General features: G+C 40.7%; 22 protein-coding genes and 2 pseudogenes. 10 read left to right on the forward strand and 14 right to left on the reverse strand.

The features are described from left to right. Nucleotides 1-3 precede the first annotated feature (3 nt). Together purD and recQ are read right to left on the reverse strand one after the other, a co-directional pair. The gene (gene purD / locus SYJ56_RS04055; RefSeq protein ID WP_323832357.1) at nt 4-1,293 is read right to left on the reverse strand and encodes a phosphoribosylamine--glycine ligase; all 1,290 of its coding nucleotides are present in this window, start codon (nt 1,291-1,293) and stop codon (nt 4-6) included. Between the two features lie 14 nt (nt 1,294-1,307). Next, entirely contained in the window at nt 1,308-3,485 is a 2,178-nt protein-coding gene (gene recQ / locus SYJ56_RS04060; RefSeq protein ID WP_323832358.1) for a DNA helicase RecQ, read from the reverse strand. A gap of 96 nt (nt 3,486-3,581) precedes the next feature. Here recQ and SYJ56_RS04065 point away from each other — a divergent pair, with 96 nt between their 5' ends. Beyond that, nucleotides 3,582-4,550 (forward strand): KpsF/GutQ family sugar-phosphate isomerase, encoded by a 969-nt coding sequence (locus tag SYJ56_RS04065; protein ID WP_323832359.1) that lies wholly within the window; start codon nt 3,582-3,584, stop codon nt 4,548-4,550. Nucleotides 4,551-4,558: 8 nt separating this feature from the next. Continuing rightward, nucleotides 4,559-5,629 (forward strand): mannose-1-phosphate guanylyltransferase, encoded by a 1,071-nt coding sequence (locus tag SYJ56_RS04070; protein ID WP_323832360.1) that lies wholly within the window; start codon nt 4,559-4,561, stop codon nt 5,627-5,629. A gap of 29 nt (nt 5,630-5,658) precedes the next feature. Here SYJ56_RS04070 and rlmB read toward each other — a convergent pair whose 3' ends face one another. Together rlmB and SYJ56_RS04080 are read right to left on the reverse strand one after the other, a co-directional pair. Then, nucleotides 5,659-6,432, reverse strand: a complete 774-nt coding sequence (gene rlmB, locus SYJ56_RS04075; protein WP_323832361.1) for a 23S rRNA (guanosine(2251)-2'-O)-methyltransferase RlmB — start codon at nt 6,430-6,432, stop codon at nt 5,659-5,661. Further along, nucleotides 6,405-7,640 carry a GWxTD domain-containing protein gene (locus SYJ56_RS04080; protein ID WP_323832362.1) on the reverse strand — a complete coding sequence of 412 codons (1,236 nt, stop codon included), beginning with the start codon at nt 7,638-7,640 and terminating at the stop codon, nt 6,405-6,407. Before SYJ56_RS04080 ends, rlmB begins: the two co-directional genes overlap by 28 nt. A gap of 61 nt (nt 7,641-7,701) precedes the next feature. Here SYJ56_RS04080 and SYJ56_RS04085 point away from each other — a divergent pair, with 61 nt between their 5' ends. Further along, nucleotides 7,702-8,484 carry a class I SAM-dependent methyltransferase gene (locus tag SYJ56_RS04085; protein WP_323832363.1) on the forward strand — a complete coding sequence of 261 codons (783 nt, stop codon included), beginning with the start codon at nt 7,702-7,704 and terminating at the stop codon, nt 8,482-8,484. A 19-nt stretch (nt 8,485-8,503) separates the two neighbouring features. Here SYJ56_RS04085 and SYJ56_RS04090 read toward each other — a convergent pair whose 3' ends face one another. Then, complete coding sequence (locus tag SYJ56_RS04090) at nt 8,504-9,118, reverse strand: MarC family protein (protein ID WP_323832364.1); 615 nt, start codon at nt 9,116-9,118, stop codon at nt 8,504-8,506. A 181-nt stretch (nt 9,119-9,299) separates the two neighbouring features. Between SYJ56_RS04090 and SYJ56_RS04095 the strand changes: the two genes are divergently transcribed. Next, entirely contained in the window at nt 9,300-10,064 is a 765-nt protein-coding gene (locus tag SYJ56_RS04095; RefSeq protein ID WP_323832365.1) for a hypothetical protein, read from the forward strand. Between the two features lie 42 nt (nt 10,065-10,106). Here the strand turns inward: SYJ56_RS04095 and SYJ56_RS04100 are convergent, their stop codons facing one another. The 5 genes and pseudogenes from SYJ56_RS04100 to SYJ56_RS04115 all read right to left on the reverse strand — a co-directional run bounded on the left by SYJ56_RS04100 (nt 10,107) and on the right by SYJ56_RS04115 (nt 12,769). Next, nucleotides 10,107-10,994: a sterol desaturase family protein gene (locus SYJ56_RS04100; protein WP_323832366.1), complete on the reverse strand. Its 888-nt coding sequence runs from the start codon at nt 10,992-10,994 to the stop codon at nt 10,107-10,109. Between the two features lie 18 nt (nt 10,995-11,012). Continuing rightward, nucleotides 11,013-11,405, reverse strand: coding sequence for a hypothetical protein (locus tag SYJ56_RS04105; RefSeq protein ID WP_323832367.1), 393 nt, complete (start codon nt 11,403-11,405; stop codon nt 11,013-11,015). Between the two features lie 141 nt (nt 11,406-11,546). Beyond that, nucleotides 11,547-11,762, reverse strand: coding sequence for a dodecin family protein (locus SYJ56_RS04110; protein WP_323823510.1), 216 nt, complete (start codon nt 11,760-11,762; stop codon nt 11,547-11,549). 152 nt (nt 11,763-11,914) lie between these two features. After that, nucleotides 11,915-12,070, reverse strand: a pseudogene (locus SYJ56_RS25880) (peptidylprolyl isomerase); the annotation flags it as partial. Nucleotides 12,071-12,100: 30 nt separating this feature from the next. Next, a complete protein-coding gene (locus SYJ56_RS04115; RefSeq protein ID WP_323832368.1) occupies nt 12,101-12,769 on the reverse strand; it encodes a peptidylprolyl isomerase in 669 nt (222 codons plus the stop codon). A 219-nt stretch (nt 12,770-12,988) separates the two neighbouring features. Here SYJ56_RS04115 and SYJ56_RS04120 point away from each other — a divergent pair, with 219 nt between their 5' ends. The 3 genes from SYJ56_RS04120 to SYJ56_RS04130 are packed head-to-tail and all read left to right on the forward strand — an operon-like array spanning nt 12,989 to nt 15,428. Continuing rightward, nucleotides 12,989-13,339, forward strand: a complete 351-nt coding sequence (locus tag SYJ56_RS04120) for an MmcQ/YjbR family DNA-binding protein (RefSeq protein ID WP_323832369.1) — start codon at nt 12,989-12,991, stop codon at nt 13,337-13,339. After that, the gene (locus SYJ56_RS04125) at nt 13,336-14,289 is read left to right on the forward strand and encodes an ABC transporter ATP-binding protein (protein WP_323832370.1); all 954 of its coding nucleotides are present in this window, start codon (nt 13,336-13,338) and stop codon (nt 14,287-14,289) included. Before SYJ56_RS04120 ends, SYJ56_RS04125 begins: the two co-directional genes overlap by 4 nt. A 2-nt stretch (nt 14,290-14,291) precedes the next feature. Beyond that, on the forward strand, nt 14,292-15,428 hold the full coding sequence (locus tag SYJ56_RS04130; protein WP_323832371.1) for an App1 family protein: 1,137 nt from the start codon (nt 14,292-14,294) through the stop codon (nt 15,426-15,428). A 3-nt stretch (nt 15,429-15,431) separates the two neighbouring features. Here SYJ56_RS04130 and SYJ56_RS04135 read toward each other — a convergent pair whose 3' ends face one another. The 4 genes from SYJ56_RS04135 to SYJ56_RS04150 all read right to left on the reverse strand — a co-directional run bounded on the left by SYJ56_RS04135 (nt 15,432) and on the right by SYJ56_RS04150 (nt 19,704). After that, on the reverse strand, nt 15,432-15,836 hold the full coding sequence (locus SYJ56_RS04135) for a c-type cytochrome (RefSeq protein ID WP_323832372.1): 405 nt from the start codon (nt 15,834-15,836) through the stop codon (nt 15,432-15,434). A 97-nt stretch (nt 15,837-15,933) separates the two neighbouring features. Then, nucleotides 15,934-16,464 (reverse strand): FKBP-type peptidyl-prolyl cis-trans isomerase, encoded by a 531-nt coding sequence (locus tag SYJ56_RS04140; RefSeq protein WP_323832373.1) that lies wholly within the window; start codon nt 16,462-16,464, stop codon nt 15,934-15,936. Nucleotides 16,465-16,586: 122 nt separating this feature from the next. After that, entirely contained in the window at nt 16,587-17,306 is a 720-nt protein-coding gene (locus SYJ56_RS04145; protein WP_323832374.1) for a class I SAM-dependent methyltransferase, read from the reverse strand. Beyond that, nucleotides 17,293-19,704: a YfhO family protein gene (locus SYJ56_RS04150; RefSeq protein WP_323832375.1), complete on the reverse strand. Its 2,412-nt coding sequence runs from the start codon at nt 19,702-19,704 to the stop codon at nt 17,293-17,295. The genes SYJ56_RS04145 and SYJ56_RS04150 overlap by 14 nt, the downstream gene beginning before the upstream one ends. A gap of 252 nt (nt 19,705-19,956) precedes the next feature. Here SYJ56_RS04150 and ffh point away from each other — a divergent pair, with 252 nt between their 5' ends. From ffh to SYJ56_RS25885, 3 genes and pseudogenes are all read left to right on the forward strand, one after another. Then, complete coding sequence (gene ffh, locus SYJ56_RS04155; RefSeq protein WP_323832376.1) at nt 19,957-21,300, forward strand: signal recognition particle protein; 1,344 nt, start codon at nt 19,957-19,959, stop codon at nt 21,298-21,300. Between the two features lie 325 nt (nt 21,301-21,625). Then, entirely contained in the window at nt 21,626-22,642 is a 1,017-nt protein-coding gene (locus SYJ56_RS04160) for a hypothetical protein (protein WP_323832377.1), read from the forward strand. A gap of 173 nt (nt 22,643-22,815) precedes the next feature. Next, nucleotides 22,816-23,058, forward strand: a pseudogene (locus tag SYJ56_RS25885) (DUF4062 domain-containing protein); the annotation flags it as partial. Nucleotides 23,059-23,200: the final 142 nt, after the last annotated feature.

Genomic DNA, 23,200 nt, shown 5'->3' on the forward strand with positions numbered 1-23,200 from the left:
GGTTTAATTCATTAAGTTCAGGATATCCATCCCGATATCCTTGCGGTAGTAGGCCTGTTCCCAGCTGATGCCTTTTACCGTGGTGAAAGCATTGCTAAGAGCTTCCTGCAATGATGCACCCCTGCCCGTAACGGCAATCACCCGACCACCTTGATTGGTTAATTCACCATTTTCATTTCTACCAGTTCCGGCATGGAAAATCTCCGCACCTGAAATGGAATCAGGAAGTGAAATCGTTTTCCCTTTTTCATAAGAACCAGGATATCCACCACTGACCATAACAACTGTTGTGGCATAATCAGGAGAGATTTTTAGTTCGTAAGAAGCTAGTGTCCCTGTACCAATGCCATAAAGCAACGCCAAGAAATCACTTTCAATTCTAGGTAGTACGGCTTCTGTTTCCGGATCCCCCATTCGCACATTGTATTCAATTACCTTTGGCTCACCGTCTTTATTCATCAATCCGATAAATAAGAATCCTTTGTAGGGTATATTCTCTTTGGCGAGCCCTTCTACTGTTGGCTTTACTACCTTTTCTTCAACACTTGCCATAAAGGCTTCATCTGCAAAAATAACGGGACTCACAGCTCCCATACCTCCAGTATTCAGTCCGGTATCTCCTTCTCCAATTCGCTTATAATCTTTCGCCTCCGGCAAAATCTTATAGCTTTTTCCATCGGTAGCAACGAAAACAGAAAGCTCGATTCCAGTCAGGAACTCTTCAATCACAACCTTAGAGGAAGCCTCACCGAATTTCTTATCTAGAAGCATTTCCTTCAATGAAGTTTTTGCTTCCTCTAGCGTCAAGCAGATCAGTACGCCTTTGCCAGCGGCAAGCCCATCTGCTTTTAAAACGATAGGGAGGTTTTGTGCCTCCAAATATGCTAAACCAGCATCCAATTGATCTGCTGTGAAGGTCTCATAGGCAGCTGTAGGAACACTGTTACGCTGCATAAAGCGCTTCGAAAAGTCCTTACTTCCTTCCAGTGTTGCGCCAAGTTGCGAGGGGCCAACAACAGGAATAGCTGAAGTTTCAGGTTGATTTTGAAGGTAATCTACTATGCCTTTTACCAAAGGCTCTTCAGGTCCGATTACTACTAGACTTATGTTTTTTGAGGTGATAAAATCCCGGACTGCATCAAAATCAGTGATGCTGATGTTGACATTGGTAGCTATGCTTTCTGTGCCGGCATTGCCGGGAGCTACATATAATTGAGTACAATCGGTGCTTTGTACGATCTTCCAAGCGAAAGCATGTTCTCTGCCTCCGCTTCCTAATAAGAGTATATTCATTGACTCAATTCAAGTTAATTCGCATGCTCAGAGATGAATTTGATCCGATAGACTCGCAGTTCATCTTCTGCAAAGTCTTCATCCTCTAATTCATCCAAAGCTGCTTTGATCTGATCACTCGTAGCATTCATGAAGTAGTCGTGGAGCATATCCTCCCGATCTTCATCCATGATGTTTTCTATGTAGTAATCTATATTTAGTTTAGTTCCGCTATAAATGATCTGCTCTATTTCATGGAGCAAATCACTCATACTCATGTTGAGGTTTTCTGCTACCTCATCCAAGCCTACCTTGCGGTCGATTTGCTGGATTATTGAAATTTTTACTTTGGACCTGGTTCCAGATGATTTTACTACAACATCTGAAGCGGTCTCGATCTCATTCTCCTCTACGTAGTTCGCAATTAATTTCAAGAATGAAGACCCGAATTTAACGACTTTTCCCATACCTACGCCAATGATTTGCGCTAGCTCCTCTCGGGTGGTGGGATATACGGTTGACATTTCTTCCAACGATGGATCTTGAAAGATGACATAGGGAGGTAGCCCTTTTGAGCGTGCGACTTTTTTTCGCTCTGCCTTTAACAGTTCAAATAACTTCTCGTCATAAGCAATCCCTGTACTAATATCTATCTCCGCCTGTCCATTTTGCAATTCTGCATCGAAATCGTGGTCATGATGGAGATCAAGTTTATATGGTGCTTCGAGAAAATCCCTGCCTTTAGGAGTTATTTTGAGTACGCCATAATTTTCGATATCCTTCTCAAGCATATTCAAGATCATCACTTGACGGATCACGCCGATCCAAGTTTTTTCTGTGGCTTCTTTTCCTTTTCCAAAAACCGGTAGTTTGTCATGTGAGTAGCTCAATACGTAATCTGTCGATTCTCCTACAATTACCTTTACCAGATGGTCCAGACCAAAACGCTCGTTGGTTTGTTTTGCAGCTTCTAGAACAGTACTTACCATTTCCATTCCTTCGAAGGTCTCGCGATTTCGCTTACAATTGTCACAAAATCCGCAGTCATCATCCATGGTTTCCCCGAAGTAATTCAGGATAAATTTCCTTCTGCACACGCCAGTCTCTGAGTAGGCGGCCATTTCCTGTAAGAGGATTTTAGCATTTTCTCGCTCAGTGACAGGTTTGTCTTTGTTGAATTTTTCGAGTTTTACTATGTCTTCGTATCTGTAGAACAATAGACAATGCCCCTCTAATCCATCACGACCAGCTCGACCTGTTTCCTGATAGTAGCCTTCTAGAGATTTTGGTACATCGTAGTGGATCACGTAGCGCACATCCGGTTTGTCAATCCCCATTCCAAATGCAATAGTTGCCACAATCACATCCAACTCCTCATTGAGGAAATCATCTTGAGTCTTGATTCTCACAGAAGAATCAAGTCCCGCGTGATATGGCGCTGCATTGACTTGGTTTACTTTGAGTAGCTGTGCGATTTCTTCTACTTTTTTCCGGCTTAGACAATAGATGATTCCAGATTTCCCTTTGTGTCCCTTGATGAATTTGATCAAATCCTTCTTTGAATCATTCTTTACTTTAGGGCGAATCTCATAGAAAAGGTTGGTTCTGTTGAAGGAGGACTTAAATAAGTCTGCCTCTTCCATCTGAAGATTACGTTGAATGTCCTGTTGCACTTTTGGCGTAGCGGTAGCAGTCAGTGCTATTATCGGTAAATTTGGTGCGATCTGAGCAATTATTGATTTGATCCTTCTGTATTCTGGTCTGAAATCATGTCCCCACTCAGAAATACAGTGTGCTTCATCTATTGCAACAAAGCTAAGCTCAGCCGACTTGAGGAATTCAACGTTTTCTTCCTTAGTCAACGATTCTGGCGCCACATAGAGAAGTTTGGTTTTCTTCTGTAGTACTTCATTTTTCACTCGTGTAGCCTCCGATTTATTCAAAGTAGAGTTCAGGAAGTGGGCATTGATTCCCAATGCCTGTAACTGATCCACCTGATTTTTCATCAAAGCAATCAAAGGGGATATAACTATCGCAGTACCATCATTGATTACAGCAGGCAATTGATAGCATAAAGATTTGCCAGCGCCTGTAGGCATAATGACAAACGTATTTCGCTTATTAAGCAAGTTATCTACGATCAATTCCTGATTTCCACGGAATTGACTGAATCCAAAGATTTTTTTAAGATCTGCTTTTACTTTTTCTTCCACTTGTTAGGGGGCTTAAAGGGTAACTAAAGCCTGTAAACAGGAATGATTTATTACATTTATACCCATGTTCAAAATTAGTTATAAACACGGGTAAAATTGAATTTAGCTAAAAATATTAGAAATACAGCCACGAGAGTACTTCAAAACGAGGCTCAGGCAGTGTTAAATCTCGTTGATTTTTTAGATGGTGATTTTGATGCATGTGTAGAGCATATTTTGATATCCAAAGGTAGAGTAGTAATTACCGGTGTTGGGAAAAGTGCCCTTATAGCGAATAAAATAGTTGCTACCCTGAATTCAACTGGAACACCAGCACTTTTCATGCATGCTGCGGATGCAATTCATGGTGACTTAGGGATGATTCTCGAGGGCGATACGGTCATTTGCATATCCAAGAGCGGTAATACGCCAGAGATCAAAGTTCTTGTTCCATTGCTCAAAAAACTAGGTTCTAAGCTCGTGGCTTTAGTTAGTAATACGAAAAGTTTTCTAGCGGAGCAGTCAGATTATGTGCTGAATGCTACCATTTCTGAGGAAGCATGTCCCCATAATTTGGCTCCAACTACAAGCACTACAGCACATTTGGCACTCGGAGATGCTTTGGCAGTTTGTCTGCTGGAAGCTAAAGGTTTTACCTCAGACGACTTTGCTAAATACCATCCTGGCGGATCTTTGGGCAAACAGTTGTATCTTAGAGTGGGTGATGTGTTGGGAGGAAACGAAATTCCAATTGTCTCCGAAAATGCCGGGTTGGCTGAAGTCATTCTAGAGATATCGGGTAAAAGACTAGGCGCTACTTCCGTGATAGATGCGGAAGGAACTTTGAAAGGAATTATTACAGATGGGGATTTGCGAAGAATGCTTCAAAAATCGCTGGATATTCAGTCGCTTAAGGCAGCGGATATTATGACTATAAATCCGAAATCTATTTCAACCCAAGAATATGCGATTCGGGCTCTGAATATGATGAAAAATCATAATATCACTCAACTTGTGGCTATGGATGGAGATAAAATCGCAGGTTTTGTCCATATTCATGAATTGATGAAGGAAGGAATTGTTTAATTTTTAACATGCACAATAAACCTTATATTTTAATAATGGCTGGAGGTATTGGCTCCAGGTTTTGGCCGTATAGTCGTAGAAAACGACCAAAGCAATTTTTGGATATACTTGGCACAGGAAGAACATTGTTGCAAATGACCTTTGATAGGTTCTCTGAAATCGCCGAGCCTGAACAGTTTGTGGTTATTACATATAGAAAATACCTCGCCTTAGTCAAAGAACAACTGCCTGAATTGAAGAGCAGTCAGATTCTAACAGAGCCTTTGCGCAAGAACACCGCTACGTGTATTGCTTATGCTACTTATAGAATTCATTCCATGGATCCGGAAGCTAGGATTTTCGTTACGCCGGCAGATCATCTGATTTTACAGGAAAAGAAATTCATTCGTACTCTTAAAAAGGCTGTCGAAACAGCCGGCGATGGTAAACTAATTACCTTAGGTATCAAGCCAAATAGGCCGGAAACAGGTTTTGGCTACATTCAATACATTGAAAAGCCGAATACGCATGCTTTCCGGGTAAAGACATTTATTGAAAAGCCGAATATGAAACTTGCTAAGACATTTTTGGAAAGCGGGGATTTTGTGTGGAATTCTGGGATGTTTGTATGGAAAGCGGAGAGTCTTATTCAGGCTTTTGAAGAGCACATGCCAGATATGGCAGAAGTATTTGAAGAAGGTAGAAATATCTATGGTACAGATGGAGAAGCTGCATTTGTTTCTACTGCTTATACCCAAATGAAGAACATTTCGATTGATTATGGAATCATGGAAAAATCGAGTCAGGTATATGTGATTCTAGGTGATTTCGGTTGGTCAGACTTGGGGTCCTGGAATAGTCTGTATGACTTAAGAGAAAAGGATGAAAATAACAATGTGATAGAGGCAAATGCGATTCTATTCGATACTGAAAATAGTTACATAAAAGTAAATGGAGATAAGCTCGTGGTCGTGCACGGACTTGAAAACTACCTTGTGAACGAGACTGATAATGTACTTCTCATCTGTAAACTTGATGCCGAGAAGAAATTCCGTGAGTTTGTGTCAAATGCAAAAAAGAAAGGGGAAGACTTTATCTAAAATCTTCCCCTTTCTTTAATTTTTTGAAGTTATTTCCGCTGCCTGATTGCTTCGTAAATCGCTACTCCAGCAGATACAGATACATTTAAACTTTCAATTCTTCCAGCCATTGGGATTTTGACTTTTTCATCCACTATTCCCATTAGTTCGGTAGAAATCCCGTCTTCTTCAGATCCCATTACCAATGCTACCGGGACAGAAAAATCTACTTCATACATCGTTTTCTCCGTTTTCTCCGTGATGGCTACTAATACCAAACCCGATTTCTGAAGATCTCTACAGGTATAAAAAAGATTTCTTACACGCACCACTGGAAGGAAATTCAACGCTCCCACTGAAGTTTTGATTGCGTCCGAGTTAATCTGTGCGCTGCCTTTCTCAGGAATTACTATTGCATCGACTCCGGCACATTCTGCCGTTCTGGCGATAGCACCAAAGTTTCTCACATCGGTGATCCTATCAAGAATCAGGATCAAAGGAGATTTCCCTACATTGAAGCAGCTTTCGATCACATGATCCAAAGAAGCATATTCTATCGAAGACATCTGAGCTACTACGCCCTGATGATTTTTACGTGTGATTCTATTTAGTTTTGCATCAGGTACGCGAACAACTGGGATTTTTTCAGCCTTACATAACTGCAATAGCTCTTTGATCAGGTCATTGTTGATTTCCTTTTGCACCAACACCTTATCGATGTCTTTGCCAGCATGGATTGATTCCATGACAGCTCTTGTACCAAAAATAAAATCTTTTTCGTGTTCGCCTTTTTCAATCAAAAAGCCATCTTTCCGCTTCTCCATATGGATATATTTTTGAACCAAACCGGCTGATAAGCACGTGAGCGATTCAAGGTGTAATAGTGTGGGCTAAGTATGTTTTTAACCCGCGCAAAGGTAAAGCGAATTCTTGAACTCTCGTTAGTTCCTCCATAACTCCACACTTCTCGGTCCAAATAAAAGTTGACTTCCTGAGGTGGACCCATGACAATATATACCATTCCCTTATCCGTTTTCCAACCTTCTTTGAAGTCTGTGAATAGAATATTGGCAAATTCTACCTGTCTGAAATATTCACGGATAAGTTCTTTTGCTGTATCTGGATTTCTGGTTAATCCTATCCAGTAAGTGTCTAAGGCTTTCTTTTTATCCTCAGCTGCCAATAGGTCTTCATGCTCTTTCCGAGTGGAAATGTAGGTAACCATATCCACCATTTCATCCCAATCTTTCACCTTTGGAAATGCTTCATGTGTAGTTTTTAATACAAGTCCTGTGCTAGCTGTTGTATCACTTTGGATAAAATAGTATCCGATTTTATCGAAGGTTTTGGGGATATTTTCTAAGAAATCACCTTCATCTATCACTTGTAGCTCTCTAGGTACTGTAGCTGGCTTGGTTTCCATAGGTGGGTAGGGCACTTCCAAGCTGATTGGATAATAAAACCCATGAAGGGTAGGTCCTCCATTGGACTTGAAAAGCAATGACTCTCCTGCGTTCAGGTAGTTTTGGTCGAAGCCCACATTATTGGCATAGTAGGCCCCGAAGTCTGTTATATCATATACAAAACTGCTTTTGATGTCGGTAGAATAATAATACTCATCTCCTTGCCTAGTGTCTAAAGCGGTAAATAAGGCAATAGAAGTTTCAGTACTAGCTGGGACATCAATAGTCTTTTCAAAGACCCAATGCCTGTCAGTGTCATACTTCAGATCATCTGAGGTTAATATGGACGTGTTGTCAGAAAGAATTTCCTGTTCATAGCTATCCAAAATGGAATAAGTGAAGCTGAATGAAGTGAAAACTGGATTTTCTTCGATTTTTTCTACCTGAAACTGAAGCTTAAAACGTGTGTCAGTTTCTTTGATAGGAATGATCTTAAGCGAAAGTCTGGAGTACCTGGAATAGCGAAGTGTCTGATTTAGACTACTTAATGTCTTTTGCGCCAAGGTGGGTAATGTAGTGCCTGTGAAAAGGATCAAAAAAATCAGGAGTCGGCTTGTTTTACAGTTCATTGGGTGTTGATCTCGGGTTTTCAAAATTAACCTTACTTTTGCCAAAATAGTAAATTTTTGTATGGCTACCTATACAACGGAAATCGCCTCTGACAAGTTGGTCAGTGACAATCCTATTCATCAACGCTTACTGAAAGCATACATTGCTGCTCAGCCTTGGATTTCTGGCAAATTGCTGGAAGTGGGCTGTGGTGAAGGTCGTGGTGTGGAAACACTTTTGCCTTTGGCAGATAGTTATCTCGGCTTGGATAAGATTCAGGAAGTAATCGATGAGTTGAAAATTAAATTCCCAGCTGTAGAGTTTCAGCAGGCTGTGATTCCTCCATTCAAGGGAATATCAAATAATTCTTTTGATACAGTTGTGAGCTTTCAGGTGATCGAGCACATTCCAAATGACAGATTATTCTTAGAGGAAATCTACCGTGTATTGAAACCAGGAGGAAAAGCTGTGATTTCTACTCCGAATATCAATCACACGCTGTCAAGAAACCCTTGGCATGAGCGGGAATACACTCCTCAGCAATTGATTGATTTATGTGCATCCATTTTTGACTCAGTGGAGGCCAAAGGAGTAGGAGGGAATGAAAAAGTCTGGGCATATCATGAGGCGAACCGAAAGTCTGTGCAGAAAATCATGCGATTTGATATTTTTGATCTGCAACACAAATTGCCAGCTTCTATTCTGAGAATGCCCTATGAGATTCTCAACCGCCGAAATAGAAACAAACTTCATCAGCAACAGGGTAAAAGTGTGGTGGATATCACCCATGAAGATTACCCAATTGTCGATGATCCTGCGAAGGGATTGGATTTGTTTTATATCCTGAAAAAGAAGTTGAAGTAAAGTAGAAATCTTGGGTCTTTTATTCAAGAAAAGCTGCCTTAATCCCTGAGATGATCATATTGGTACCGATGATGGCAATGATCAATCCCATGATCTTTCCGATCACGACGATCAGGTTTTTGCCCAATCGCTTTACGATCTGATCTCCCAGTTCAAAAGCTATATGTGTCAAAAAGCACATTCCTGCGAATACAGCGATTACAATAAGAATATTTAGGTAATCACCCTGTGAAGCAAAGTTCATCGCGGTCACGATTGTGCCTGGGCCAGCTAGAATCGGAATTGCCAATGGGGAAATAGCAATATTCTCCTCGATTTCAGGGTCTTTGATGTGCTTCACACTTGATTTTTTGGACTGAAGCATCTCGAAACCCACATAGAAAATCAGGATACCACCAGTGATTTTGAAGGCAGGAATTGTGATTCCGAATATTTCGAAAATGAATTTCCCCAGCACCACAAAGACCACTACAATCACAAAGGCAGTAAGCGTAGCTCTTTTGCTGATGCTTCTTTTGGTAGCCTTATCCAGATCATCTGTTAGGGACGCAAAAATAGGCACGTTTGCAATCGGGTTCATGATCGCGAAAAAACCTGTGAAAACGGATAATGTGAAAGCGAGGATATTATCCATGAATGAGCGTTGATCTTCTGAATTAGATAGAATTTGCGAAGGTATCAAAATCTTCCGTGTGAAAGAACGGAACTACAACTATATCATTTTAAGGGACTCCAAGAGCATATACGCTATTTGCCGTATGGCATGAAAAGGATGGCCAGTCTACTTTTGAACTGTATTTTAAATATTCAAAAACATGAAAACTTACAACACTACGCTTTGGGCTTTTCTTTTGGGAATGGTATTCACTTTTTCTGCTTGTAGCTCGGATGATGATATTAATCCTAAGCAAACAACCCAGACGAATCCAATGCCAAATGCACCTGGAGATGCAAATGCTGTTTTGGCAGCAGTGATGTCTTATTCTGACCTGCCTGGCTCGGTGCCTAGCATACCAGGAGTAGGAGGGGTCGCAATAGATGTAGCTTCTGGTTCTTTTTTTAATGGAGCTGTTGGGAGCAGCCTTGTCAATGTGGGAGATGTGAAGCTCAACTCAAAGGCGCTTCAAATCCCTGGAGGAAATGCTTACATTAATAACCCTACAGATTTTTCTTATTCACTAGTGGCTGGTCAGACCAACTCTTGGCAAGTGGCAGGAGGTAGCGGGTTTGATGCTTTCACTCATACCACGGTTAAGAAAATGCCTTCTCAGGTGAAATTCTCCGCCTCAGTAGTAGATAGCTACAGTAAAGCTTCGGACATAGTGCTAACAATTGAGTCAGTGACTTCCAACACAGATAACATTCTTTGGGTGATTTCTGATGGTAAAACAACTGTCACCAAAGAATCAAAAACTACCTCAGTAACCTTCAGTTCATCAGAATTGAGTGGACTCAAAGCTACATCCACTGGGTTGGTTCAAGCTGCTAGCTATAATACAGAAGAAAAAACTTTTGGCAGTAAAAAAGTCTACTTTATCAATGAGACCGTTCACACTAAAATCATTGAAATCAAACAATAAATTGTTTTTATAAGTCTGTGGGAGTGAGCCCACAGACTTTTTTTAAACTTTTTTTCTGAAAATTCTCTTGAATGGCTCCGTAGTCTGCCCTACAAAATCCTCTGGAAACTTTTCCTCGTCAGGAAGCCCTACGAGAAGATTCTCATCATCCGACGGCCAATAATTTGTACGAAAAAGGTAATCCCAAAGACTCAAAGAAATCCCGTAATTGAAACCATGTGGATGGTTTTTGGGCAATTCCCGGGCGTGATGCCAAAGATGCATTTGTGGTCCATTGATGATGTATTTGAAAGGGCCGAGAGGGATTTTAAGATTTGCATGACCTAATTGACCTAATACCAAAGTGAATATATGGACTATGAAGAAGTCTGTAATCCCGAAGCCAATCATGGCAAGTGGAATATATTCCAGCGTACGATAAAGAATGTTTTCCATCCAATGATAGCGAAGTAGGGCAGCGAATCCCATTTCCCGTGTACTGTGATGGACTTTATGGAATTCCCACATCCAGCCCACATGATGATACATGCGATGAATCGCCCACTGCATAAAGTCACGAAGTATAAAAATTATCACCAATTGTAGCCATCCTGGCAGTCGATCCACTTTGATAGCTACGGTGTTTGTGATTCCAAATAAGCCTAGAAAATCATTGAAGGCTTCCACTGCTACCATGGAAAGTGCATTGTAAGCGACCAAGGCAAAAAGAAAGTAATTCCAAAAAAGATAGAAGATGTCTAGCCAGAAATGCTCTCGAAGAATAGGCTGGTTTTTTCTCCATGGAAAAAGTATCTCCAACCCATAAATAACCAAAGATGCACCCACAAGCCAGTAGAAGTAATTATGCCAACTTGGGTGTAGGACCTCTCCAATAAAGTAATTCCAATAGCCATAATAGCCGTCTGAAATCGCTTTGATGTATTTTTCCATGAAGCAAAGATGGTAAAATTATGGTTTATCGGCGACTGGATGGCGGAAGAGAATTATACCGAAAGCTATCCCAAATGCTATGTAAACGATTCCCATAACCCAAATAGCAATGGGTAATTCGGGGTTGGAAGTAAGTCCTTTTAGTAGAGCAAGGCCACCGATTAGGAAATGGCTAAGATTGGCAATGCAAATTGGACGATTGTAAATCCCACCTATCAGGCTGCCTTTGCTCATCAAGTTGAGCATCCCAAACCCAAAATATAATGCCCCTAAGATTTGTCCTATAAAAAGGGTTGTTTGATTAGGCTCCAGATTAAGATAGCTTAAAATCAAATCTGGTGCAAAAGTGAGTGTAATTCCGACTGAGCACATGAACAGTGCACTTAAGGTCATTATTAACTTGGTATTCATCTAAAAGAGAATGGTTAATAGACCCTGAAATTATAAAGATTTTAGTACCTACACGAAATTATCAGAGTTAATTCAGACAACACTGAGTATGCTTTTCAAAAAATAAGAATGCGACAAGCGCCGCACTCTTTTGATTAATTGTTAGACATTTTTGGATTGATCCACTCGGAAAGAAACCTTGCAGACGCAGCCATATGAGGTGACTTTACCATCCTTCACATGGGCTTTGATATCTTTTACATAAACTGAGTCGATGTTATGGACAGTTTTAGAAACTTCATCCACTGCATTTTGAATTGCATCCTCGATGCTCTTTTCTGATGAGGCAATTACCTCTAATACTTTAACTATTCCCATGGTTATTTTGGTTTATTGTGAAAATTAAGGTTAATTTTTATACAATCGCCATGCTAGCTATAAGAAAACCATTGTTTTGGTATAAAGTCTGATCGAGTTCTGAGGAGGATTTGTGGTTTGTATTGTTTTAGAGAATACAGTAGCCGGAAGTTTTATTTTTGTCTTTTGATCAATCTTGTAGTTATAATCAATATGTCTGTCAGAGGCTTGTCTCGATTGTTTGTTTCGGCTGCAGCTATTTTGTCTACTATATTCATTCCCGAAACTACCTCCCCAAACACGGTGTAGTTCTGATCCAAATGAGCTGCACCTCCCGTCGTTTTATAAACTTCCCGATGTTATTCAGGATAGCTATATGGAACCATTCTTTCTAGCTCGACCTCAGCCAAGGAATCTAATTGACTTTTAAGCTTCATAATGGCTTCCCCATTTCTTAAGTCACTATTTTTTGCAAATTCCTGATATTGAGTAAAGATCGATTTATTGACTGGATCATTAATGACATGATTGTAAGCAAGCATTTTATTGATGCGCTTTTCTGCTATTTCTAACGTGCTATCTGTGTATGTTCTCCCTTGCACGATATAGAACTGGATGAAGCTGCCTTTTCGCAAAGGATTCACATCATCTCCCTCTCGCGCTGCGCCAAGTGCTCGTCTTTTATGAAAATGGGTGGAGGTGATCTCGGCTGGGACTGTCTCTGATAGATTCAGCGAATTTTTCTTTTTCAAAAATTCATCATCATCATAAGCTTCGCCTGCTTGAATCATAAACTTCTCAATCACCCGATGAAAAAGAATGCTATCGTACATCCCTTCTTTGACCAAGCTGAGGAAATTAGTGCGACTTAAGGGAGTGTCGTCATACAAGCGAAGAACAATCGTCCCTTCCGTAGTGACTAGCTCAATGTCTTTTTTTAGGTCCCTTTTGCTAATTTTTGACTTGCTCAAAGAATGACAACTAGCAAGCAAAAGGAGAAAGGCTAGCGCGATAAAATTTATCTTCATATTGTTTTATTATGGTAATACCGTGGGATTCTAATTGGAAATCGAGCATGTCGAAAACGACACACAGAGGGATGATTATTTCCTAGGCGAGATTCCATGTGACCTTTAAAAATCAAATTATAGACACATGAAATTAGTGATTTGCGGTGTTTAGAAAAGCAACCAGCATTTTTTCTCCAAGCTCTTTTCCTTAAATTTCTTTTTCAATAAAGATTTGCTATGACCTTAGAATATTACCGTGATTACTGCCTTGCCAAAGCTGGAGTGACTGAAGATACACCTTTTGATAAGGATGCTCTTTGTTTTCGGGTTGGGAATAAGATTTTTTCGATTTGCTCTATTTCTGCATTTCAATACATCAATCTGAAATGCGATCCTGAGCGGGCAGTGGAGTTGCGTGAGCAATATGATGGAATTACCCCTGGCTTTCATATGAATAAGCAGCAGTGGAATTCGGTGAGTACAACTGGAAATGTTCCTGATCGATTGATTTTGGAATTGGCGGATCATTCTTACGAGCTTATCTTTGGCAGCTTGACTAAAAAACTGCAAGCTGAAATTCGCCCATGAGTTATTTCTCCATTTCCAATGTTTCCAAATCTTACGATCATCAAATTGCACTTCAACCATTTTCACTTGAATTAGGGAAAGGAGAATTCCTTGCAATCGTCGGAGAGAGCGGATCAGGTAAAAGTACATTACTCAAAATAATGGCGGGCTTGGAAGTTCAGGATTCTGGAGATGTTCAGTTGGATGGAAAAGCAATATTAAATCCTAATCAAAAGATAGTGTCGGGATATGATGAGATCAGACTGATTCACCAGAATTTTCATTTATATCCTAATTCTACTGTAGAGGAAAATATCTCCAGACAATTGCTTCACTATGAAAAAGCCTATGCGAAAAGTCGTGTGGAGAATTTACTTAAACTGCTTGGGCTTGACTCATTTAGGGATCGATTCCCACGTCAGTTGTCTGGAGGACAAAAGCAAAAAGTGGCTATAGGCAAAGCGCTGGCGGTGGAACCGGATGTTTTATTACTCGACGAACCATTTTCTTCCCTAGATACTATTCAGACACACCATCTCATTTCGGAGTTGAAAGAGATATTTCAAGAAATGGGCACTACGGTGATTTTTGTAACCCATGATCTGGATGATGCGCTTCGATTGACGGATAACCTGATCATTTTGCAAAAAGGGAAAGTGGCCCAAAATGGCAATTCTCGCCAGCTCTGTGAGAAACCTAAAACCAAGTATGTGGCGCAGTTATTTAGCCCAATAAATACGATCCCAGATACTAAAGGCAGTTATGTCAGACCGGCAGATGTAAAGCTTCGCATCAAGGGTGGATTATTGGCTCATGTCACAGATTCTCGCTTTTTAGTGCACTTTAATTCCCTCAAAGTTCATCTCAAAGAAAGTGGGATCACTTGGGAAGTAGATGACCCTCAGCGAAAATATGAGGTAGGAGACAGGGTATATCTAAGTTGGGATGATTCTAAAGTGATGAATCTTTGAGTGTGAAAAAAAGAAATATACCACTAACTGTACTCTATGAGTTCAAACTGGCGATTAGTCAGGTGAGTTTGTGGCTCTGGATCAAATTGGGCTTGGTGAAATCTTTGCTGATTGTTCCTTTTGAAGGATTTGGGAATGATAAGGAGATTTTACTGGTAGGTAGAGTGATCCGCGACAATAGAATAGGCGAATCAAACCCAGAGGACAGTGTCTGGCGGAATATCGGCAGAATGCGGAGGAGATTTATGAGTGTGGTGATCCCAGGTGTGCAGGTGAAGGCAGAATTTCAGGGCGAAGAATACTTTGTTAGAACCGATGAGGAAGGGTACTTTGAATTTAAAATCCACCCTAAAAAACATATCCAAATTCCAGCGCGCTGGCAACAGATTAATTTGACTTTAGTCGATCAGGTAATCAAAAACCAAGGTAAAGTCAAAGCAACTGCAGATATATTCCTTCCGGTGGGAGATATCGATTATGGTATCGTTTCAGACATAGATGATACCATAATCCCAACAGGCGCGATGCGAATGACAGAAATGCTGAAAACCACGTTTGCCAAAAACGCACATACCCGGGTGCCTTTTCCAGGCGTGGCAGCATTCTATAAGGCCTTACAAAAAGGGAGAGATGGTATAGAAAGCAATCCTTTTTTTTATGTTTCCAGCAGTCCCTGGAATTTATACGACTTTCTCCACGAGCTTCTCCGTATTCATCATATCCCCAAAGGCCCCTTGATGCTTCGGGACATTGGATTGTCCCGCACAGAGCTTATTTCAGGAAGTCATGCTGAGCACAAGCTAGAGCAGATTCGCCAGATTCTTACTGTCAATTCTCAATTGCCCTTTATGCTGATAGGAGATAGTGGACAGGAAGATCCCACTATCTATCTACAAGTAGTTCGTGAGTTTCCAGATAGAATTATAATGATTTTTATCCGCGATGTGCATGCCTCGCGACATGCTTATGCGGAGAAAATAAGCGAAGAACTGAAGAACCTCAGAGTAGAAATGTTGCTGGTGAAGAACACGCTGGAAGCTTCTCGATATGCGCTTGACAAAGGATGGATTTTGGAAGAGGATATGGAGGAAATAGCTGAGGAAAAAGTCAAAAATGAAGAGGAAAATGAAGAAATCTGAATCCTATTCTTTTAGTGAAAGTATATAACTCACCATTGCTTTGGCATCTTCTTCTTTCAAATTGGGGTGAGGAGACATAACTGGACTTCCCCAAGATCCTGAACCTCCTGAAATCACTTTTCTGGCAAGAAGATCTATATACACTTGCTTGATTGGGTATCGTTTTGCGATGTCTTGAAATGCCGGTCCTTTGGCTCGCTTATCAGATTTATGGCATTCTGCACAATCTGAATAAGAAATCAAAACCTCACCTTTTTTGATGATGTACATAGCTATTTCTTCATCCTCGCCTTCAATTGCCCGTATATACGCTTGTTCCTTTTCAACAGAAGAGTCAACATTCTCCTCTGAAGTTTTTTGTGTGCAAGCTGCAAGAGTGAACAAGATGAAGATCAGATTTCTTCTCAATTCTGAAGAGTTTAAAGTGGTAGATTTAGTTCTATAAAAAGTAAGAGGTAAAAAGCCATACTTCTTACCTCTTACACTACTTACTACTTACAATTTACTATTCCTCGTCATGGGCACCGTGCTCACCATGTACATGTCCATGCGCAAGCTCATCTTTTGTTGCCTCACGTACTTCTTCGATACTCCCTTCGAAATGCAAATCAAAGCCTACCAGAGGATGGTTGAAATCCAATAGGATTTCCTCACCTAGGTCTTTCAGGATTTTTGCCTGCATAGGGTAACCATCTTCGTCCATAAGAGGAAGAAAATTACCTTCTTCCAGCATTTCTGGATTGAAACCATTATCTCCTGAAAACTGTGATTTAGGAAGATTTACGATTAATTCCTCATCGATTTCTCCATAAGCTTCCGCCACCGGAATCACAAATGAGAAATCTTCTCCTTGCTCTTTACCGAGTAATAATTCTTCGAATTTTTCAGGGAGATCACTTGCTCCAAAAAGAAAATAAAATGGATCTTCTGAATCACGGATTTCTACGCTGAAAGGAGCTGATTCTATCTCATCAGCTTCTTTGCTTACTTTAAGTTCGTATGTGAGTCCGACGACTGTGTTTTCTGATATTTTCATGTGATTATAATTGTTTTTTAATAGTCATTACCTGTCCCATGACGAAGGAAACGGGATGGAATCTTGCATTACGGATAAACATTCCTACATGTGACGTCTGCGTCATGCTCGATTTCCTATGCTTATTTGATGATCCCATGTCTCAAACGTATGCTGATCCGCTCTTTCAAAATATCCCACTTACTTCTGGGGGTGGATTTTAAGAGTGGTTTTATTGCTCGAAACACGAAGTATTGATAATCTTTTTCTTCGAAAAATAGGGGGTAGGTTTCCATTTTTTCCAGGTAAAAACCATTGGAAGTAATGCTTTTGATAAGGTCTCCCGAATCCAATGGCTGATCGATCACCTGGAGTTTTTCAGGTTCATTTTCTATCATCCACTGCAGGTATCTAGGCGCAGGGATATGGATGAAAATTACCGAATTCTGATGTGCATGCTTATGGATATTGCGGAAAAGACGGTGATGTTGATCCACGGGAATGTGCTCCAAAACATCTGGAAATACGAAAAAATCAAAGGTTTTTTTAGGCTTATCAAAGTCTGACATATCCGAAACTTCAAAGGTCAGATTAGTTTGTTTTTTCCAAAGCGTTTTGGCTTTGGATATACTTTCGGGAGAAATATCCACAGCCAACACCTCCCCTTGCTTTACTTGATTTGCAAGCAAATGACTCACTGTTCCGATTCCACAACCTATTTCCAAAATGCTGTTATTCGCATTCAGTCCAGCTGCTTTTACCTTATCCAGAATACTTAAGTGACGGGAATTGATCCCTGTCTTTGCCTGCTTTTCGGCAAACTGGTCGTAAAAACTGATGACTTTGTCCTTATCCTCTTCCATTCTTTTCTTTGATCGTGAAAAACACTCCGGCGATCAATGACAATACGATTAAGTATTGAAAAATAATCATAGGAGTTTTGGTGGCCGTGTAGCTTTTTGGTTCAAACTTAAATACAATCTCATGAGTTCCTGCCGGAATGATCAATCCACGAAGTAAATAATCAGTTCTCAGGATTTCAGCTTCCTGTCCATCGATGGTTGCTGTCCATCCCTCAGGATAGTAGATTTCTGAAAAGACAGCCAAACCTTCTTTACTTATCTCTGCCTGATATTTCAATTCATTAGGTTTGTAAGAAGTGTGTGTGATCTCACCGGCACCGGCGCTTACATCACCAAACTCTTCAGTGTTCACAGTTGCTTGGGACTTGGTATTTATTTTTGCCAGCTCATCCATTTCTTCCTGATTGGTTTGTACCGTCACTACTTGCGAAGGAATCCACGCTGGACCATTCGCTTCTGGGTTTTCAAAAACCGAATTTGCAGCAGTTCCGGCGATGACATATTTTGTATTCATCATATTGATTGTCTGAATACCGTCAAAATCAAATTCACCGTCCTGAGCTTTTTTTACAAAATCATTTAACTCAAAGTTCAATCGATTGTCCAGTAAATCCTGATATCTGCGCATTTTGGCACCATGATATCCACCAAGACTATGGAATCTGTAGGGTGATTTCCCGGTAGCTGTAAGACCCTCTGTAAGATCCAGCACTCTGAAATAAGCGTCGTCCTTTGCTATTACCTGATCGGCTGGAGTTTCTGTAAAGTAAGCTCTGCTGGGATTTCCCTGAAAGGAATCGTCATTTAAGTACTGCTTATTTATTGTCCATAGATCTATGGTAACCAACCCAAAAATCCCCAGCCCTAGAACTAGATCAGAGATTTTGTTTTCCAGGGCAAAGTATATCAAAGCAAAAGATGCTGCTACTAAAGCCAAACTTCTCCAGGCACTTGCTGAAAGCATGGTTTTTCGGTCTTGGCGGATCGCATTTAATAACCAATCTGGCAAACCTCCGTCTGCCGCTCCTTCAAACCTGAACACTCCGGCACCGATCGCTAGCAAGAGTAATAGTCCTCCAATTGATGCTCCAGCAATGTATAGCGGTTTAAAATCTTTGCTTTGATACAGCCTTTCTAAAGAAATAGCAGCCAAAGCTGGAATAGCAAAAAGAGTCATTCCTAAAGCCATGGAGACTGCCCGGAATTTATTATAGCCAGGCAGAATGTCAAAAAGGAGGTAGTTAAACCAACTCAGGTTTTTCCCCCAGGAAAGCATAAGTGAAAGAATAATGATCGCCCCAAAAGTATATAGGCTCTCTTTTGGAGCTGCCCAAATTCCAATGAAAGCAAGGAAAACCAAGATAACTCCTCCGTAAATCGGGCCGCCTGTAAATGGCTGATCTCCCCAATAAGTTGGCGCTCCCTGTAAGAATCCAGTGATTTGTGCTGGATCAAGGCCATTGCTTCGCAAAGCTTTTTCTGATTCGGTATTCTTGCCAAGAGGCGTGCTACTTCCGCCACCATAGAAATTTGGAACCAGTAAGGTTAGGGTTTCCAACTTGCCGTTGGACCAAGAAAACGCATAATCCTTGTCCAGTCCAGCCGAAGCAGATTCCAAAGTTGCCTCGCCTCGGGTGGAATAAGGAGCATATTCAAGAGCTGTTGCAAGCCTCCCAATATTTCCCCCTACTGCCAGTACAGCTCCTAGAGCCAAAAAAGCAATCGTTTTACCGAGTTGAGCAAAGCCCTCTTTTTTCCAGTCAAAGACAAGTCTTACTATGACATAGATCACGGCGATGATTAATGTATAGTATGTGATCTGAACGTGATTAAACTTTAATTGAAGCAATAAGCCAAGCGCTAATACGCCAGCACCAAGCAATCGCTTATTCTTGAAAGCTAAGTGAATCCCTAGCAGAATCACCGGCATCAGACTGATTGCCCAGATTTTGGCATTGTGTCCGGCAGCCAAACTCAGAAGATTATAGGAACTCAGCGCAAATGAAACGCTGGCAATGATTGCAAAAACAGGCCTGACTCCAAACGTCAACATCAGGACATACATGGCTACCATGCCTAGAAACAAACTACTGACTGGGTGAGGAAGTCCTAATGTGATTACAGAAATCAGCGCTCCACTGATGTCACCGGCAAATTCCAAGCTGACAAAATAGGCCGGCATACCGCCGAAAACACTATTTGTCCAAAGCGCTTCTTCACCGGTAGCCTCACGATAATCCAGTGCTTCTCTGGCAGAACCTTCCCACTTTAGAATATCACCTTGAGTGATTACTTGATCCTGAAGCACCACAGGAGCGAAATAAACGACTACGATAGCATAGAAAATAGCGATTCCCACCAAATGGGGAAGCAGGTCTTTTTTGAAATTCAGCTGCATGAAAAGAGTTTTTCTTTGGAAAATGGATGCTGGCGCAAATTAGGGATTTATAGGCAAACCCTTCTACAAAAATAGGCAGTCTATAGTCGGAATAGATTAAATCGAGTATGACGAAGGACATCACGCAGTGGGATGATTATTAACCATGCGAGAACCGATGTGTCCACTAAAAAAACAATTATAATCACATCAAAGACTCCTTTCTATCCCTGATGAAAATCATTACTTTTGCACCAAATAGCCACATAAGGAATGTTTGATAATTTAAGCTTAAAATTAGACCGTGCTTTCAAAACGCTGAAAGGAACCGGGACAATCACCGAAATAAACGTCGCAACGACTGTCAAAGAGATCAGAAGAGCTTTGATCGATGCCGATGTTAACTATAAAGTAGCCAAAGAAGTCACTGATACCATCAAGACAGAAGCCCTAGGCCGTGATGTCTTGATCTCTGTTTCTCCAGGTCAGCTATTGATTAAAATCACCCAAGAGGAGCTGACCAAGCTCATGGGTGGTAAAAAGGAGGATATCAAAATCTCAGGCGATCCGTCGATTATCCTGATCTCCGGTCTTCAGGGTTCTGGTAAAACCACTTTCACCGGTAAGCTTGGAGCACATTTGAAGAAGCAGGGACGACAGGTACTATTGGTAGCTTGTGATATTTACCGTCCTGCGGCGATTGATCAGTTGAAAGTGTTGGGTGAGCAAATCGGAGTAGAGGTATATGCCGAGCCTGAGAATAAAAATGCGCTGGAAATCGCCAACAATGCGATAGCATACGCAAAGAAAACCGGCAAGAAAACCGTGATTGTCGATACGGCTGGTCGTCTGGCTGTGGATGATGTGATGATGACTGAGATCGAAGGGTTGAAAAAAGCCTTGAATCCATCAGAGACACTTTTTGTAGTAGATTCCATGACAGGTCAGGATGCGGTGAATACTGCAAAGACCTTCGATGAGCGCTTGAATTTTGACGGAGTTGTCCTTACCAAACTCGATGGTGATACACGAGGTGGTGCTGCAATTTCTATTCGTCACGTAGTAAATAAGCCGATTAAGTTTATCTCCACCGGAGAGAAAATGGAAGATCTGGATGTGTTCCACCCAGATCGTATGGCACAGAGAATCCTCGGAATGGGTGATGTGATTTCCTTGGTGGAGAGAGCTCAGCAGTCCTTTGATGAAGATGAAGCCAAGCGAATCAATTCTAAAATCCGTTCTAATAATTTCAACTTTGATGATTTCCTTTCCCAGCTGGAGCAGGTGAAGAAAATGGGTAATATCAAGGACTTGCTAGGAATGATTCCGGGAATGGGTAAAGCCATGAAAGGAATGGATATCGATGATGATTCCTTCAAGCCAATCGAAGCAATAATCAGATCCATGACTCCAGCAGAGCGTGAACAGCCTGATCTGATTGATGGAAGTAGAAGAAAGAGACTTGCTGCGGGTTCTGGTAGAACTATCGTGGAGGTGAACAACCTGATGAAGCAATTCTCTGATATGCGTAAGATGATGAAGCAGATGAACAAAATGGGAGGAGCCAAGGCAGCCATGAGCAAGATGCTTCCTCCAGGTAAGGCAGGAAGAAGATAAACTATTGAAACCCGGTCGAGAGATCGGGTTTTTTGTTTTACTATCAAGCTGGGAATTTATTTTTATTGCGCATAGCTCTCCTATGCAGAAATAGCCGCAACTCTACGTTTATAGGAAGTAAACCCAGTCTTAGAGGACATTAGCGTCAGATGGAATATAAATCGAGTTTCAAATAAACTGGATTCGACTGATAGGGAGGAATTTTCCCTTATTTTGGGTGATGGATTAGATAGTTAGGTGGAAAAAGAAATACTAGAGCCTGAACTGTAGAGATATGAAAAATATACGCAATTGAGGATATAAATAGGTTAGGCCATATTAAAAAATGAAGATACTCAACACACTAATTCTTCTGCTATTGTCAGTCATTGCATTGGGACAATCAACAGACGAATTAACAGCTGAACAGATTTTAGACTCGTCAATAGTATTTTGTGGTGGAGAAAAACGGATTGCTGAAATCGAATCTTCCAGTGTTAACTACTTGCTTGTTCAGCCAGATAAATCAACAGCAGTAGTTACTGAAAAAAGAAAGTCTGGGCAGAAGTATGTTCAAAGCATCTTGTCAATGACACATGTGCCTCAAACAACCTTTTTTGATGGTAAAAAATTATCAAAAGTAAATGGTTCTTCAGTCATCCAAGTTGACAATATTAAATCAATTGAAGAAATAAAACTAAGAACCTACAACCAAGTCCAATACGGATATAAAATGCTTAACTACAAGCTAACGAGACTTTCGGATAAGAAATTTCAACACTTTGATTGCTTTGTGATAGATGCAGAAGCGGACAATGGGTACATTACAACGAATTTTTTTGACAAGACAGATTTCAGGTTGCTTATGGTTATTTATCCCAATGGCAATAAATCCTTAATGATTGATTACTTCTTTAAGGACAGTGTTTTATTTAATTCTCACATCGTTAATACATTCGCTAATTCTGATGACAAGCAAATTTTGAAACTACAACATGTCCATTTGAATACTAATATTTCAGAATTGTGGTTTAATTGCCCTTACCAGGATTCGGCATATACTCCACCACATATTAAAACAGGAAAATTCGAATCAACAAATGGTGAGAAGACATTATTTACAAGAACGGAGAAGTCACAGGATTACTATGACGATCATGGTAAAATCATTTTGAGACGGTTCTTAAAATGGGCTAACAATAATACTTATGGATTAATAAACGAGAACGCAATCAAGGAAAATGATACTTCACCCGAATCTGAGATTTTAGTAAGAATAATCTCTTGGGACGATGATGAATACGTCTGTCATTGGATTTCTGGAAAATACACAGATACGCAAGACTATAAAATAAAAAAATAACATGGCAACACCACCTACCCGTCAGGCAGCGAAATGATGAACTCGTTTGTTCATTGCACCAATGTAGCGATATTGAAACACGAAAGAAAAATACCAACAAGGCTGCCTGTCGGGTAGCCCAACCGTTCGGACAATATTGGAAATAGGTACTTACTTTTTACTAATGCAGTAGTATGATAAAGGTATTTATAAGTAGCACAAGTGAAGATCTTAAGGCATACCGGCAAGTTGCTAACGAGGAATGTAATAGACTGGATCTTGTTCCAATAGATATGCAATATTTTCCGGCAACGGGCAAAGGTGCAACTGAGGGCAGTTGTCGAAAACTTGACGAAGCGGATCTATATATAGGGATTTTTGCGCACCGCTATGGATACACTGAGGAAGGATTCGAGAATAGTGTAACAGAGATGGAATATGATTATGCCGGTAAAGAGAGGGGGTTGGATCGCCTATGCTTTCTGATCCATCCGGAATATAATTGGCCTGAATCATTGCGAGATCATGAAAATGATGAACGATTACATGCTTTTAAGGCTAAAATTGAAAAAGACGTCA

Origin of the sequence: Algoriphagus aurantiacus (assembly GCF_035156405.1) — a bacterium.
Lineage (GTDB): Bacteria > Bacteroidota > Bacteroidia > Cytophagales > Cyclobacteriaceae > Algoriphagus > Algoriphagus aurantiacus.